8 protein-coding genes are annotated in these 16,540 nt (G+C 50.7%); 4 read left to right on the forward strand and 4 right to left on the reverse strand.

All coding sequences use genetic code 11. From position 1 onward, the window contains the following. The first annotated feature begins 16 nt into the window (after positions 1-16). Positions 17-2,095: a flagellar basal body P-ring protein FlgI gene (locus P8J86_12980; protein ID MDG2055604.1), complete on the forward strand. Its 2,079-nt coding sequence runs from the start codon at positions 17-19 to the stop codon at positions 2,093-2,095. Positions 2,096-2,357: 262 nt separating this feature from the next. Beyond that, positions 2,358-6,095 carry a chromosome segregation protein SMC gene (smc, locus tag P8J86_12985; GenBank protein ID MDG2055605.1) on the forward strand — a complete coding sequence of 1,246 codons (3,738 nt, stop codon included), beginning with the start codon at positions 2,358-2,360 and terminating at the stop codon, positions 6,093-6,095. 17 nt (positions 6,096-6,112) lie between these two features. Here the strand turns inward: smc and P8J86_12990 are convergent, their stop codons facing one another. Next, positions 6,113-8,527, reverse strand: coding sequence for an alpha/beta fold hydrolase (locus P8J86_12990; GenBank protein ID MDG2055606.1), 2,415 nt, complete (start codon positions 8,525-8,527; stop codon positions 6,113-6,115). A gap of 11 nt (positions 8,528-8,538) precedes the next feature. Then, positions 8,539-9,561, reverse strand: coding sequence for an isocitrate/isopropylmalate dehydrogenase family protein (locus tag P8J86_12995; GenBank protein MDG2055607.1), 1,023 nt, complete (start codon positions 9,559-9,561; stop codon positions 8,539-8,541). Positions 9,562-9,824: 263 nt separating this feature from the next. Here P8J86_12995 and P8J86_13000 point away from each other — a divergent pair, with 263 nt between their 5' ends. Together P8J86_13000 and P8J86_13005 are read left to right on the forward strand one after the other, a co-directional pair. Continuing rightward, entirely contained in the window at positions 9,825-11,048 is a 1,224-nt protein-coding gene (locus tag P8J86_13000) for an FAD-dependent oxidoreductase (GenBank protein MDG2055608.1), read from the forward strand. Then, positions 11,030-11,791: an aldo/keto reductase gene (locus P8J86_13005; protein MDG2055609.1), complete on the forward strand. Its 762-nt coding sequence runs from the start codon at positions 11,030-11,032 to the stop codon at positions 11,789-11,791. Before P8J86_13000 ends, P8J86_13005 begins: the two co-directional genes overlap by 19 nt. Positions 11,792-11,804: 13 nt before the next feature. Here P8J86_13005 and P8J86_13010 read toward each other — a convergent pair whose 3' ends face one another. Next, positions 11,805-12,635 (reverse strand): LysM domain-containing protein, encoded by an 831-nt coding sequence (locus tag P8J86_13010; protein ID MDG2055610.1) that lies wholly within the window; start codon positions 12,633-12,635, stop codon positions 11,805-11,807. Between the two features lie 130 nt (positions 12,636-12,765). Next, complete coding sequence (gene secD / locus P8J86_13015; GenBank protein MDG2055611.1) at positions 12,766-16,539, reverse strand: protein translocase subunit SecD; 3,774 nt, start codon at positions 16,537-16,539, stop codon at positions 12,766-12,768. Between the last annotated feature and the right edge of the window lies 1 nt (position 16,540).

The following is a 16,540-nucleotide window of genomic DNA, read 5'->3' on the forward strand; positions in this document are numbered from 1 at the left end:
CCTGAGGACATCACTTATGGGCTTTAAATGGCCAAAAATAAATTCGATATTGAGCATTCTTGCCCTTGGTAACTGCCTGGCACTGACTGCCTGTGATGGCATTGAGCGGACCGATCCAGGCAAGGCAACCACGCGAGCCAATGCTGTCAACGCGTCAGATCTACCACCTATCATGCGCGGCACTGTTGGTGAGCAAACTCGGATCGTTGGCTATTCCCCCGAAGACGCACCAGGCTATCAACCTCTTGTGGTTCGGGGCTATGGGCTTGTGGTTGGCCTCAACGATACCGGCTCGCAAGATTCTCCTGCTCAAGTCCGAGCCCACATGATTGCTGAGATGTCACGATTGGGTGTCGGCCAAACATCAATGGGGCTGGGACATATCTCTCCAGAGAAAATGCTCGATTCCAAGGACACAGCAGTCGTCCTGGTTGAGGGTGTCATCCCTCAGGCTTCAACTGGCCGCCATGATCCAACCACCCCGCTTGATGAGCCACAATACGGAACGCGTTTTGATGTCCGTGTTTCTATCTTGCCTGGAAGCTCGACGACCAGCCTGTCTGGCGGGCGTCTGTATACCACTGAACTTCGCCCAGGTCCGCTTCGCACTGGCAGCCGACAAGCGAGAGCACTGGCACAGGCACATGGCGACCTCTTCGTCAATCCATTTATCGATCCCGATGAATCACGACGTGGCGGAGGCCTCACCGTGGGTACGATTCTCAACGGTGGCGAAGTGCTGACTGACATGCCATTGAAGCTCATACTCAATAACCCCAGTCATGCCAGAGCGACCATGATCCGCGATGCGATCAACCGTCGTTTCCCAATGGAACCTGGCCAATCAGAACCGACATCAAGGGGGATCAGCCAAACTGCACTCCAGTTGACCGTACCACCGTCTCAAAGTGATGACTCGGTACATTTTATTGAACTCGTTCGCCATACCACATTAAGGCATAACCAAACCGACCGCGTCGCCGACTCAACCAAGCGATACCTTGTCGCCAATCCATCGTATACCGATATTGCCGCATGGCGATGGGAAGCACTTGGCGAGCGATCAGTGCCTGCCGTGCGTGAGCTCTATGACCATCCGCAAGAGCCAATTCGGATGACAGCCCTGACCACTGGCGCCAAGCTCCAAGACGCTACCGTCATCGACCATCTCATCGAAGTCACACAGAGTGGCGCTGCTCAAAACCGTCTCGATGCCATATTACTTTTCAAATACCTCCCATTTGATCCCTCGGTCAATCAAGCTCTGTATAAATTATTAGATGATGATGATGTCGATATTCGGCTCGCTGCCTACGAAATTCTTGCTGAACGCAATGACCCCCGTCTTCACCGACGCATCATTGCAGAGAAGTTCATCCTTGATGTCGTCCCCTCAAAGAAGCCCATGATCTACATTGCTCAGACAGGCTTCCCGAGAATCGCGATATTCTCCGATGACCTACAGCTTGTATCGCCCGTGCTTTTCAATACCTGGGCCAATCGACTGATGATCAAGTCACTCTCCCAGAATGCTCAGTCGCCAAGTGAGACCAGTCGGGCCAGTACATTAGTGGGCACCGAGGAGATGAAGGAAGACTCTGATCGCGGCCAGGTCGAGGTCTTTTTTCGTGCATCAGCTGCTCATCTGCCACGCACACAGGCACTCTCAAATAGCGTGGCAGACCTAACCATATTCTTAGGGAGTGGGATGGATGTCACTCAAACCCATCCTGGCCTCGATCTCACCTATGGCCAAACAATCAATGCACTTCATAGCTTATGGCGAGAGCAGGCAGTTCTGTGTGATTTCAAGGCTGAACAGGATCGAATTCTTGCTGAAATACGACGTAATCAACGTGATCCGCTGGTGACCGCGCGGCCTGACTTCAACCAGGCAACCACAAGCCCAGGTGGCCGATGGGTCTCTGATGTCTACCAGCCAACGCCCCTCAATGGCCCGACCAGTGACCAACTGAGCACCACACCGGGGCTTGAAGATCTACAGGCTGAAATCTTGCCACCAACCAATCAGCCAGTAGCTGCACCTATTCGCCCAATCGTAGATGATTCCCTCAGAGGGAATGTGCCACGATAAGTAGGCAAGCAGCTTTGACCAATACCAGTAACGACATCCAGACTATGTCTCAGTTTTCGCAACACACTTGCTCGATTTCACCGATATCATATGTAGTAACCAAACGGAGGGGTTGTGCACCGTGGGTGTTCTTGGGGAGGATAATTTTAGACCGTTACGACCGACCGCTCGTGGGAATAAAAGTCGTGACGAAACAGTTCAGCCGCATCAGCGGGTGGGGGTACCAGGATGGACCCCGAACACGACAGGAGGTCAATGCCGCATGCGCTTGAGCCAGATCTCGATCGCCGGTTTCAAATCGTTCGCCGATCGTACCGATTTTTCTTTTACTGAACCAATCACAGGGATTGTTGGACCAAATGGTTGCGGCAAGTCCAACGTGGTCGATGCTATTAAGTGGGTACTTGGCGAGCGTAGTGCAAAAAGCCTGCGCGGCGAAGCAATGATGGATGTCATTTTTGGTGGCTCCGCAGCTCGCAAGCCACTTGGTGCTGCCTCTGTGACACTGACTTTCGATAACCCAGTTATCAAGACTGATGCCGCAAATCCTTCTGAAAAGAGAGCACTTGGCATTGATGCCGAAACGGTCGCCGTCAGTCGTCGACTCTTTAGAGATGGACGCAGCGAATATATCATCAACGGACAAAAGTGCCGTTTGCGCGATATCAAAGAGCTCTTCATGGACACCGGCATCGGTACACAAGCCTACTCCATCATTGAGCAGGGCCGTGTTGATTCCATGCTTCGAGCCAATCCCCAGGAACGACGCGCCTTGTTTGAAGAGGCCGCTGGCGTCGCCCGCTTCAAGGCACGCCGCGTAGAATCAACACGCAAGCTCGAACGAACTGAGAATAACCTGATACGTGTTCGCGAGCAGTTAGCAAGTACTGAGCGACGACTTCGTATTGTTAAGAATCAAGCCGTCAAAGCCAAACGTTTTATTGAGTTAGACACATCAGCCAGCGAATTGCGAACAGAGCTCACGCTGGACCAGTACCACGAGATGTGCCAGCGACTGGTAGGCCTCACGAGCCAAATTTCCTCACTTGAGGAAGAACGCAATCAATCTCTTAGTAGCGTACAGGAAGCGGAACAACGCAAACAAGATGCAGAGCTCGAACGCCACGAAGGACACCAACGACAGCGAGATTTAGACCGGCGTCACCAAGAACTGCTGGCCAATAGCCAAAACGCCACGCAACGTCGCGAGCTCACGAGTAAGGCACTCGCCCAAATCCAACACCAACTCGATGAAGAACGACAGAGGCAGTCCCAGTTCAAACAACGCGTTGATGAGCTTGAAACTCAAGCAACAAAAGCTCAACAAGAACTGACAACAAGCGAACATCGCCTTGAACAAGCCCAAAAGGAAGTCAACGAACTCACTGAATCTGGAATAGTCCGCAGACAAGAATTGCTCGCCAAAGAAGGCGAGGTCAAGAACGCTCGCGAACATCTAGACCGCGTCGTTCATGACCGAGGGCACTGGCGAGCGCAGGCTGATTCAGCACAAAGTCATATCGACGCCATTGCCGACCAGATTCAGCGACTTGAGGCACGACATAGTGAGATCGAAAGACAACTAAAAGCAACGGCTGCCCAAGAAGAGTCACTGGCAAACCAGCAAGATAGTGCTCGCTCAACAGTCACTCGACTTGAATCAGATCTTGAGAACCACGATCAAGCGGCTGCCAAGCTAAGCGATCGGCATGCAGCTGTTGCATCGCAACTCGCAGACGCAAGACATCAGCGAGCTTCCATCGGATCACGGCTCCATCTCCTACAGGAAATGCATACTGCTCGAGAAGGTCTTGGCGAAGGCGTCAAACATGTTCTTGAAGCGAACCTTGATGGTGTTGAAGGCCTGCTCGCAGATGCCATTGAAATCGACACCCAACATGCCAATATGGTTGAAGCAGCCCTTGGCAGCAACCTTCAACTGCTCGTTGTAAAAGACACCAATACAATTGAATCTGTAAAGAACGCGATTCAAGCGACCGGTCCGGTTGAGATTATTTCACCGATACAAGTCAGATCAGAGGAACTCCCAGAGCCACCTGAGGGCACACGGGCGCTGATGTCATTGATTCACGCTAATTCTATTGCAACTGAACCACTCAGACGCTTGCTTGGTACCACCGCAATTGCGGACTCAATCTCGCACGCACTACGTCTGAGTCACAGCCACCGTCATTGGCGATTCGTCACCCACGATGGTGACTTAGTTGAAGCTGATGGGCGCATTCGCCTGGCCTCACAACAAGGTGGGGAGCAACGAGACGGCTGGCTCGCCCGTAGAATTGAAATGGGTGAGCTCAATCGCAAGTTAACTTCAATCGATGATCACATCGATGAACTTGATCGACGCCTCAGCAACCTTTCCGAGGAATCTACGCAAGCCCAGGATGCGCATCGCCAGGTGATGGCCCAACTTAACCAAGCTCGTGAGGACGTCGTTGACACGCAATATAAACAGCAGCGTCTCACTGATGAACTTGATCGGATACGGCGAGAGTTTTCTTCAACAGCAGGTGAACTCAATGAGCATGCCGTCCGCTGCAATCTGCTCAAGCAGGAACATAGTCAAGCCACAGTGAAATTGGTCGAACTCGACCAAAATCACAAACAGGCCGGACTTGATTTGGAAAAAGCCGAAGAGACGCTTCAAAAAGCTGTTGCCGAAACCCGATCAGCCGAAGACGACCTCACACAATCGCGGATTGATCTTGGCCAGGCTCGCGAAAAACATGAATCGAACCGACGTGAACGCCGCCATTTGCAAAGTGCCAAAGATGAGACCAATCGCCAGCTTGAGCTATGTACTCAGCAAGCCCACACGCGATTAAGCCAGATCGAACAGCACGAAGGCGCCATTCAAGAGGCTGTCGAAGAAGAGGCTGATGTCAAAAGCCAAATTGAGGATCTCGCAGGCAGTTCTGCCCTGCTTCAAACAGAACTCGCGAACTTCAATACGAAAATGGAACAACTCGCTGAGCATCTTGCGTCGATCCGGACAAAGGCCAGTCAGATTGACCGAAACTATCACGCAATTGAGATGAGCCGCCGTGAAGCTGAAATTAAGCGAGAAGGAATTGAGGAGCGTGCCCTAGAAGAGATGGAGATGAACCTTCCAAATGAGTACGCCTCTTATGAAGTCAAGCGAACATCAGAAGATTTCGAACCCCTTGATCGCGAAGCAGCTCAAGTCACACTTGATGAGCTACGCCTGGAACTACGCAAACTCGGAAATGTGAATATTGATGCAATCCAAGAAGAAGATGAACTAGATCGCCGCAATGAAGATCTCATCGGCCAAGTCACTGATCTCGATGATGCTCGAACCCGACTCGAGGAACTGATTGAACACTTTGAAACAGCCAGTCGCGAGCGGTTTGAAGAAAGTTTCAAGGCGATTCGGGAACACTTTGCGAGCAAGGATGGAATGTTCCGCCGACTCTTCGGAGGCGGCAGCGCCGATCTTGTACTCGTCCCAGATGAAGACGGCAAGATTGATATCCTCGAATCTGGTATTGATGTCAAAGCGAAACCACCCGGCAAGGAACCTCGGGTCATCAGCCAATTATCTGGTGGTGAAAAAGCAATGACCGCCGTCGCACTTCTCATGGCAATATTTAAATCAAAGCCATCGCCCTTCTGTATTCTTGACGAAGTTGACGCAGCCCTTGATGACAAGAATGTCGAGAGATTCTGCCGCAACCTCTCGCCCTTCTTAGATAAAAGCCACTTCATCATCATTACGCACCACAAACACACCATGCGATCCTGCGACTCACTTTATGGCGTCACCATGCAAGAACGAGGTATCTCTCGCCGTGTGGCAGTACGAATTGAGGATGTTGGAGCTAATGGGGTGATCGCATCCACCGCTCTTGAGGCCAATGTAAAAGAGGTTGAGGAACGACCTGAGCCGCCGCTGGTTGAGGTGTCCCGAGATATCACAAGCACGACAGATCAGCGACCAACCTTAGCATCATCCTAGACAACAGAAGTCAGTATTTAGAACTGGTATGGCAGTTGATAGCGTTGCGCATCAATGATGGTCAGATCGAGAACATGCTGGCCACTTCGATTAAGAGGCAGCGTCCGCGCCGAACCAAGTGACTCGAAGTAAGGCCCCAGGCGCGTATCCGCATCGTGCATATTGTCCTGCAGCCCAATCAGAACAGCATCTTTCCCTAAAAAATCTTTCTGGTCGTACCGATATAGAAAGTGCTTTGGATGAGGGTGGAACACAAGCACTGGCACGCGACCACGAAGCGCATAGTCAATCTTGCCTGCATCGATCCAGTAAGGCGCCACGATAAATAGGTCGTCGCGATCCAGATACCCCTGTTCATCAAGCACATTGGCCAGCTGCGTCCAATCCAATACATCAACAGTGGGATCTTTCTCAGCAAATATAAATGGAGCAATTTTCACAAACAGTCCTGTTTTCGCATGAACCGCCAAACCGATCATGACAAGCAAAATAGCCGCCACTGAAAAACGGAGCCAGTAGATAACGCCGCGATCAAAGCCGGCGATCTTAAGTGTGGCCCAAGCACCCAGTATTGGCAGGAGAAATAAATAGCCGGGCGCTTGCCAGTGTGGCAATGCTCTGGAACCCCACACAGACACGCTCGTGAATAAGAGGATTGGAATAATTGCGAGGCAGACACAAAACCACTTCTGCGGATGCCGCACTCCCGCTCGCAAACCCAGCCACAACATTCCAATCAGTGGTACCCAAATCCAAGGCAAGATAAATGCCATCTGGCCCAAAATATTGGTCATCAGACGATCTGGACGGATTCCCTGATTTGCAGCACGCCCACCTTGATAGGCAAAGGAAGCACCTTCATTCTGAATATTCCATAGCACCACTGGCATAAACATGAGTAGCGCAATGGCAACACCAACATAGGGCGCGGGGTGACGCAGCCATCGTCGATGAGCTGGCGAAGAAACAACAAATAACAACGCACCAGCGCCAAAAAGAACCGCGTGATACTTAGAGAGCATTGCGAAACCAAGAAAAATCCCTGCCGCAATCCACCATCCCCATATTGCGATCTGTGACAATTGCTGCTTCGGAAGGATGACCACAGCCATACAAAGGGCTGACATCAACAAGAAAAAAATCAATGGGCCATCTGGAAGTACCCAGCCACCACTACTCATTGAAAACACGGCACTACAGTTGAGCAAAAGGGCTGCCCAAGCGCCCGCCCAAGCACCGAAGAGATGACGTGTCAGAAGAAAGATGGCCACTGTACTCATCGCAAAGAGCACAATAAAAGGCAGTCGCACGACAGCGGCTGCCTCTGATCCAAAGAGATACATACTTGCACCCGACAACCAGAAAGAAATTGGCGGATGATCAAAGTAACTAAGACTGAAATGACGAGATGTGCTCACCGCATAAGATTCATCAATGCCAAGGCCAACCATAGCGCCAGTCAAAATGCGTACCGCAAATCCAACCACCACGATCACCCACAGCAACATCCACGGTGATTGAAACCACATCTGCCTTCGTCCAACAGAGCCACCAGAAGGAGGACGTCTTTTTGGGAGCTGAGCATCAAGAAACTGTCCTGCCATCGACAAAAAAGCTGAGAGCTGGGGACTCGGGGCTTCCTCGATCGATGCCGGATTCGGGGTATTGAGGACATGATTTCCATCCCGCAGCAGTACCAATGTTGCGGATTGTCCACCCGATTCAATGGCAAGAGAGAGAACTTCAGCTGCCTCCACCGGCACGGCCTTATCATCCTGGCCATGCACAATCAGTGCAGAACAGGGCAACTGTTGAATCAGTTGCTCAAGGTCGTGACTTTCAGGATCATCAAGCTGCTCCTGAATAAAGGATGCCCCAACTCGAAGTTCCTGTTTGGTACGAGCGGATGGGGATGCCATCCAACCCACCTTAAGTAACTCGTCACAGAATTCTGGCGAATAACTATTACAGACACATGGCGATGCAATCGTGATGACTGCTGAAGGTTGCAATTGCCCTAGATCACGAGTCCCCCGAGCCGCTGCCAAAAGTACTGCAACCCCACCACGAGAATGACCAATCAAAATCAGCGGTAAATCGGCACCTTCTAACTGACTTGTGTCAATCGCATCCATGACGGTCCGCAAATCAAAGACCTGCTTATTCCAAGTATCGGATTCAAATAGATCAGGCCGCTCAAAGGATTCCGTGCCTTCGCGCATACCGCTATGGCTGAGATTAAGACGGTGAACAATAAAACCCGCGTTGCACAAGTGATGCGCAATAACCGGAAACATGCCATAGTCTTTGTAGCCTTTGAAACCGTGCACAAGAACGATAACACCGCGAGGGTCCCCAACAGGGACATGACAATCGCCATGTATAAGCTCGCTATCGGCGCCAGGAAGAGTCCATTGCGTTGGTTCTAACACAGAATTTTCGCCTAAATCCTATCGATTACAGCTTCAGTAAATTGACTGGTTGTGAGTTTTCCACCAAGATCTGCCGTCTTCTGACCCGCCGCAAGACATGCGCTATACGAGTCTCGAACACGGTTTGCCGCATCCTCGCATTGAGCATCACCCGTTTTTTCGTTTAGATATCGAAGCATCATGACACCGGTCATGATTAACGCCAGAGGGTTTGCCTTGTTTTGACCCATAATGTCAGGAGCAGAACCATGAACTGCTTCGAATACTGCACAATTTTTGCCAAAGTTTGCGCCCGGTGTCACCCCGATACCGCCAACAAATCCCGCTGCTAAATCTGAAAGCAAATCTCCATAAAAGTTCTCACAGAGGATCACATCAAAGAGGCTGGGATCTTGCACAATCCTCATACAGGCAGCATCAATAATCATCTCTTCATATTCAACTTGGTCACTAAAATTCTCATGCTCCTCACGCGAACATTTGATGAATAGGCCATCACTGGCCTTCATAATATTGGCCTTATGAAAGACTGTGACCTTTGATCGCTTACGCTTGATCGCATACTCGAAAGCAAAGCGTGCAATCCTACGAGAAGCCTCTTCTGTCACGAGCTTGATGCTGGTCACAATGCCTGCCTTAATAACATTCTCGATACCGGCGTAGAGTCCCTCTGTGTTCTCTCGAACAACAACAATGTCAACATCGGAATAACGTGTTTCCAAGCCTTTCAGATTCCGAATTGGCCGTACAGCTCCATAGAGATCCAGCCCCTTCCGTAACGCCACGTTGACTGAGGAAAAACCATCTCCAATTGGCGTTGTACAAGGACCCTTCAAAGCCACGCCGTGATTTCTTATCGCCTGCATCGTCTCTTGCGGTAATACGGTATCACTGCCTGCATCGATTGCCCCTAGGCCAGCTTGATGCTCAAACCACTCGATATTCACTCCAGTGGCATCAAGGACAGCCTGAGCCGCCTGAGCAACCTCTGGGCCAATACCATCACCTGGAATAAGAACCACTTTGTGACGCATGCAAAATTCCTTTCCCTATCAATGAGCAGGGCCAAGATACCCAAACCAATAGGCCAGTGTCGGCTCACACCCAGAGTTCTTGATTAAAGGCCACAGCGGTTCAAGTTCTGTGAGAGCTTCCATGACCAAATCAACCTATCTTCAGCAATCAAGGGCAAAAAGTCCGACAATGACCAGCCTGATCGACTCGCTTAACGCTAATAAGCAAAAATGGCTTGATATCGTCTTGACGATGATCACAGCGATACCGACGATGCACTCTTATGCCTCCTAAATCTACCACATCAAACATCGACACGGTCATCTTCGGAGGCGGGGTTTCTGGCTTGTGGCTGCTGGCGCATCTTACAAAGCTGGGGCATGCAGCTGTGCTTCTTGAATCTCATGAGCTCGGTCGTGGGCAAACAGTCGCCTCGCAAGGGATTGTTCACGGTGGTTTTAAATACTCCCTCAGTGGTCTGGTGACCCGCTCTGCTCGGCAAGTCTCTAATTTACCTCAAGTCTGGCGGCGGTGTCTGGCAGGAGAACAGCACCCAAAGATCAGCAATACACGCATGCGCGCAGAATTCTGCTATCTCTGGCAAACACAATCACTCAAGAGCCGTCTCAGTATGCTCTCTGCCCGAGCAATGCTAAAAGTATCACCCACGCGTTTGACCCATGAAGCAACGCCTGAAATTCTCAACAATTGCCCTGGTCAGGTTTATCGACTCGACGAGCAGGTACTTGAACCTGCCAGTCTTATCGCTGATCTGGCAGATCAGATGAATGATCGCATACTGCGTATCAATACTAACTCTGGACTTGAAATTGTCTGCTCGGAACCAGGACAGGTTCGTCTGATTCGCCTCATGAATCCAGATACTGGTGAACCATTAGACTTGGAACCGCGAAATGTGATCTTTACAGCTGGCATAGGGAATGCTGCTTTAAGGCGCGTTGTTGGCCTCGATGCAGCAACCTTGCAACGACGACCTCTTCACATGGTGGTGGCAAAGGGGAACCTCCCCCGTCTCAACGGCCACTGTATTGACGGAGGTCGCACCAGAGTCACGATCACTACCACACAGGACTTTCGCCAACAAAATATTTGGCAATTGGGTGGTCAGATCGCAGAACAAGGCGTGAATATGGAAACAGCATCACTTGTTGAACACGCTATACAAGAATTGTCCAAGATACTTCCAGCATTTGATCCCACTGGCACTCAGTGGTCCACCTACCGCGTCGACCGTGCTGAGGAACGCTTTCGTGGCCACAGACCAAGTGACGCATGCGTACACCGACGTGGTAATGTCATCACCGCGTGGCCAACAAAAATGGTTCTAGCGCCACGTTTGGCAGAAAAAGTAGTTACTTCACTGACCAATACCAGTTTATTAACGCCTGCCAACAGTATTAATATTCCTGCCCGTGATAAATGGCCTCGACCTGATATTGCAATGCCACCCTGGGAGACACCACTGCAGTGGATCACCAACGACTAGGATCAACCGGACTTCAGGTAAGCCCTATTGCTTTTGGTGCGTTCAAGATAGGACGCAACCAGGGCATCAAGTATCCAAGTGCCTACCAATTGCCAAATCAAGAGACTGCGAACAAGCTGCTTAATAACGTGCTTGACCTAGGCATCAATCTTATTGACACAGCACCTGCCTATGGCGTTTCTGAACAGCGCATCGGCGATGCTATTGCTCATCGACGTGACCAGTACATTCTTGCGACTAAAATTGGCGAGCAGTTCGCAAACGGTAAATCATCATATGACTTTTCTATGGCAACCCTTGTTTCCAGCATTGAGACAAGTCTTCGACTTTTAAAAACCGAGACTGTCGATCTGCTCCACATTCATTCTGATGGTAATGACATGGCCATACTCAATGAAACCGATGCTGTTGAAGCCATCAACACCTTCAAGACGCAGGGTAAGGCTCGCTTTATTGGCTTCTCCGGAAAAACCATTGAGGGCGCTCTCGCTTCATTGGAATGGGCGGACACGCTGATGGTCGAATACAACCAAGAACAAACTGAGGCCCGCCAATTAATTGACCAGGCGGCCAGTCAAGGGGTCGGCGTTTTGGTTAAGAAGCCCCTTGGAAGCGGGCACTTAGAGCCACAGACTGCGATCGAAGAAGGTCTCTCTGTACCTGGCGTCTCCACTCTGGTTGTGGGAAGCCTCAATGCGGCACACCTAGAGCAAAATCTGCAATGGGCTCGGGCTGCCCATTAACGTACACGCTTCCCTAACGTCGAAGCTTCAGGTGCATACCGACCTTCAAATTGTCAGGATCGCTGCCAATGACATCTCGGTTCATCTCCCAGAGCAGGCGCCATTGCCGCATTGAACCCAACTTATCCTGGGCAATTGTTGTCAGAGAGTCTCCAGATCGAACAGTGTAGATGCCAGGCAAATCCCCCTTGGGTGGGGCGGATGCAACGCGCCGGCCAGGAGAAGCTGGCTGGAGTTTTGCAGGAAGCGTAATCCGATGCCCAACCCGCATCCGCTTCGGATTGAGTCCAGGGTTTGCATCTAAGATGTCCTGCCAGCGCAGTGACGTACCGAACCACGCGAGAGAGATATCCGAGAGCGTGTCCCCTGGATTAATGGTGTAAAGACGCCCCGTGACTGCCGTGTTTGAAATCTCGATCGACGCACCTGGATTAGACACGACCGCTGACACGCGTCCGCCAGTTGTCTCAGAAACGCGACTGGTGGCATAATATTCCAATTCCGAAGCTGGCTCTTCGTCATTTTCAGCTGATGACACGATTTGCCATGTGACATTTGAGGAAGGTCCCCCCACGGTGGCCAACGCCACAGTCGGAGGCATGAGCGTTGCCAAAATCGGCGTTGCTGGCGGTATCACCGCCGCTGCTGGTACTGCCCTAGAATTTTCCAGCAATGTCGCATCGGTGCCGAGAATGGCAGCATCTTGCACTTGCCCTTCCGACATCTGAGGGTCCACTGCTCTGATAGGCAAATCCCCTTGAGGAACAAAGACCAGGAAATAAACCACAGCAAGCAACACAAGTGCTACTGCCAGGATCACGGTGAGCTTGGCGCCAGTCGTCATACATAAACTCCATTGTTGAACTACCCCACCGAAGTACTACATCGACAAGACAACCAAATCAGTCCAAAATAAAATGCTCGCGAGAAAACTCGCGAGCATTTTTGACGTTTCATAAAATGTATCAGACCAACTACCCGCTCGTAGCACTCAGCGCAGGTGGTGCCTCATAACCATCACCATCCACATCACCGTCAGCCTCTGGTGATGATGGGTTGCGGCGTGAAAAGACGATCGGTGATGCAATTGCAATTGAACTATACGTCCCTACCAAGATACCCACGAGCAGACAGAATGCGAATGGTCGAATTCCAGTGCCGCCGGCAACAAAGATAATCATGACTGCAAGCAGCGTTGTAAATGATGTCAACACCGTACGACTGACTGTCTGATTGATTGAGTTATTAACAACTGCAAGTGTTGGCAATGGCAACTTACCACGATTCTCTCGAATACGATCAAGAATCACGATTGTATCATTCAACGAGTAACCAATAACCGTAAGCAATGCAGCAACAACACCAAGATCAATCTGAACTGCCTCGAGCTGCAGGCCGCCGGAAGCGACCGTCTTTGCACCAATATAACCCGTCAAAGCAACTGCTCCGACCGTAATCAGCACGTCATGAACCAAAGCCACAATTGCAGCCAGAGAGTAGCGAAGTGAGCCAAAGCGAATCCAGATATAGAAAAGAATACCCAGGAAGCTAAGCACTACAGCAACAATTGCATTTGCCTTGAGTGTTCGGGCAATCGCTGAGGAGAAACTACTTACTTGCTCGAAGCTCGTCTCACTCTTCAACGCCTCGCGAATAATCTGCCACTCCATCAACGCCAGCTTTTTATCAACGATTTCAGTGCTGGTGTTCTCATAACTCATCTGCGGGTCATAAATCGTCACTGCAACTGATTGATAGCCCTTACCATCTTTTGCCTGATCTAAACCAAACACTTCCACCAACCGGCCTGAAGCAACTTGTGAAAACTCCGGCTGGCGTCGCATTCGATCGAGTCGTTCTTCAAGATCATCGAGCTGGACTGGTGGCGCAATGTCTTCGACAAGAACTGCCACGCCACCAAGCTCACCGCGAACTCGATCAGTTATATCGGGCCGGTTGATATTCTTCCCAAGCATGCGATTCGAAATACGGAATGTATATTCACGCACCGCTTGCTCTGCATCGATATTCTGATCACGAAAACTTAATGACGGTGAAATATCGAGCTCAGATGCAAACTCTTTAACTAAAGCGTTCTTGATCGCATTCGTAATATCTTTTTCGTTACTAATCTGAGGCGGATTCGCAACTTTCACTTGAAAGCTATCTGCCTCGACACCTTGCGGCCCTGATGTTGTCTGACCGACAGTCAGCACCTTTGCATTACGCATCTGTAGCAGAATACGCTGGCGCGTTTGCTCTGCCTCAGCTGTATCCAGCTTGGCTTGAGCTTCGCTCACCATCTGATCAGCCTCTGCCTTAGCCTGCTCCTCAGTTGCCTGAGAGGCCTTCTCTTGAGCCTGCGCAAGGGCTGCCTTGGCTTCCGAAACTGCTTGGTCTTGACTTGCTGGATCAGTGTCGCCTAAGGATTTGACACGCTGATTCACCGAATCAGGTCCGACATGCAGCATCAGGAGTCGATCTGAGGAGGCATCACCGTCTAATGTCGCCAGACGTGTGCGCATCGTAAGTGTGACACCGCCGCGGAATTCGGTGTCAAAAAGCTCGGCCCCACGGCTCACAATCAACACCACCGAGACAACGCCTGCACAAATACTCGCCGTCCAGAAAACGCCTCGAAGACGAACCCAGTTCACATTGGGGTGGAGTGCCCGCGAAAGCGCTGGCACCACCATTGGTAACATTCGAAGAGTCCGTATCCCCAGAGCAAAGGCATACAAAGTAAAGATGACTCGGGTCACGAAGAGCGCGGTAAAGAGCGTTGCACAGATACCAATTGAAAGTGTTGTGGCAAATCCTTGAACTTCAGCAGTCGCTGTTTTCCAAAGTACCAAACACACAATGAGATTCGTAATATTGCCATCGATGATGGTGCTAAAAGCTTTACGGTAACCCTCTCGAATTGCAGCGCGAAGATCATTATCGTTCTCTCTAAGTTCCTCACGAATACGCTCGTAGATCAGCACATTTGCATCCACTGCCATACCGATGGTCAACACAATGCCAGCAAGACCTGGCAATGTGAAGGTTGCATCAATCATCGACATCACGCCAAAGATGATCAGGCCATTACAAATCAGCGCCGCATCAGCAACCAACCCGCAGAAGAAGTAATAGAGAATCATGAAGATGCCGACAGCAATCAACGCAGCAATAAATGCCCAGGCACCGCGGGTCAAGTTATCAGCGCCTAATGAAGGCCCCAGAATATTGATAGAGATAGGCCGATCACTCAGCGCCGCTTCGAGTGAACCTGCGGCAAGAACTCGGGTCAGGTAATTAATCTCTGATTGCGAGAAGCTGCCTTGGATAATACCGCTGCTTGTAATCTGGCTATTGATGTTAGGTGCTGAATAAACGGCACCATCGAGCACGATTGCCATCGGCTCTTTGGTATGAGCACCAGTCAGTCGCCCCATTAACCCGGCACCACTTTGATCAAGGCGGAAAGACACAGCAGGACGACCGAGTTGGTCGCTGGCAGGCCCAGCGCTCAGGATTGACCACTGCTTATCGCCTTGATGGGTGATACTCTCTTGATCAGTGGTATAGAGCAGAAGATAGAACTGCCCATTACGCTCAGCGGCAACGAGTTGCCGCGTGGTTGAAAAATATGTTTCTGGATTCGCGAGCAAGCTCTGAAGCTCAGATGGCTTGTCATACCACTGCTTTAGATCTTCGATGGGGAACCAAGCGGCCACACGCGACTCGGTATTATCCGGCCCGCGTTCTTTGAGCTGTTCCCGCATCTGCTGAATGTTGACGCCCTCAGGCCGGCTCGACATGACAGCAATATAAAACTCCAACACACCTGCACCCTGAAGAAGACGCATCAGATCTTCTGGGTCATCAAATCCAAGTCGCTTCGATTGATAGGTATCAAACGATGAAACAAGATCGTCTAGTGATTGACCACCTTGAGCAGGTTGCTTGTCAGCGTCATCCGCTTTTGGTTTGGCATTGAGATGCGGGTAATCCTCAGAAATCGCCTTAAGTTCTCGTTCTCGTGGCGACGGCGTCATGATGGGCTGGCCAGCATCATCAGTCTGCCCACTATTACCCTTCTTCGTCGAAAGCTGAAGTGCTTTGGTAACCCGACCTCGATCGAGGTGCTGTGACAGCAACTGATCATAGAGATCCTCGAAGGTCACTTCTGCTGCGGCTGCCTGAGCTTGAGTTCGGCGCATTGTTGCAGCGTCAGTGCTGCTATCAGCCTGCATCGCTTGCAAGGATTCGAATGCCTCAGCTCGATCGTTATAGGATTGCTGCAGATTACGAATCAGATTACTTCGCTTAGATCCTGCACTTCCACCAAATTTCTCAACCAGGTTCCCTTGGCGCAATGCTTCATCAATCTCAACGGGATCAACTTCAGCCCGAGACATGAATGCCTCAAGAGCCTCTCGGTACGTATCCCCAAGCGCCTTGACCTCATCAGTCGGCAAGGGCATCACAATTTCAATACGACTACTACCCTGAGGCTGCATCGAGATATCGAACACACCATTGGGATTAATTCTCTTTTTGAGAACGTTAATGGTCTGATCAAGCATCTGTTGTGACTGTTGCTGCGTGACGTCTTCCGGCATCGCAACCGAATACACCAAGCTCACACCACCGCGAAGATCCTTACCTAATCGAATCTTCTCAGATGGTGGCATCAAGGCCCAAAAGCTACCGCCCACTATGACGATAATCAGGATGATCTTCCAACCCATATTCTGCATG

Source organism: Phycisphaerales bacterium, from assembly GCA_029268515.1.
Taxonomy (GTDB): domain Bacteria; phylum Planctomycetota; class Phycisphaerae; order Phycisphaerales; family SM1A02; genus JAQWNP01.

Excerpts from the sequence above, each read along its gene's own strand:
- P8J86_12980 (MDG2055604.1), top strand. The coding sequence starts at position 17 with ATGGGCTTTAAATGGCCAAAAATAAATTCGATATTGAGCATTCTTGCC.
- smc (MDG2055605.1), top strand. The coding sequence starts at position 2,358 with ATGCGCTTGAGCCAGATCTCGATCGCCGGTTTCAAATCGTTCGCCGAT.
- P8J86_12995 (MDG2055607.1), bottom strand. The coding sequence starts at position 9,561 with ATGCGTCACAAAGTGGTTCTTATTCCAGGTGATGGTATTGGCCCAGAG.
- P8J86_13000 (MDG2055608.1), top strand. The coding sequence starts at position 9,825 with ATGCCTCCTAAATCTACCACATCAAACATCGACACGGTCATCTTCGGA.
- P8J86_13010 (MDG2055610.1), bottom strand. The coding sequence starts at position 12,635 with ATGACGACTGGCGCCAAGCTCACCGTGATCCTGGCAGTAGCACTTGTG.
- secD (MDG2055611.1), bottom strand. The coding sequence starts at position 16,539 with ATGCAGAATATGGGTTGGAAGATCATCCTGATTATCGTCATAGTGGGC.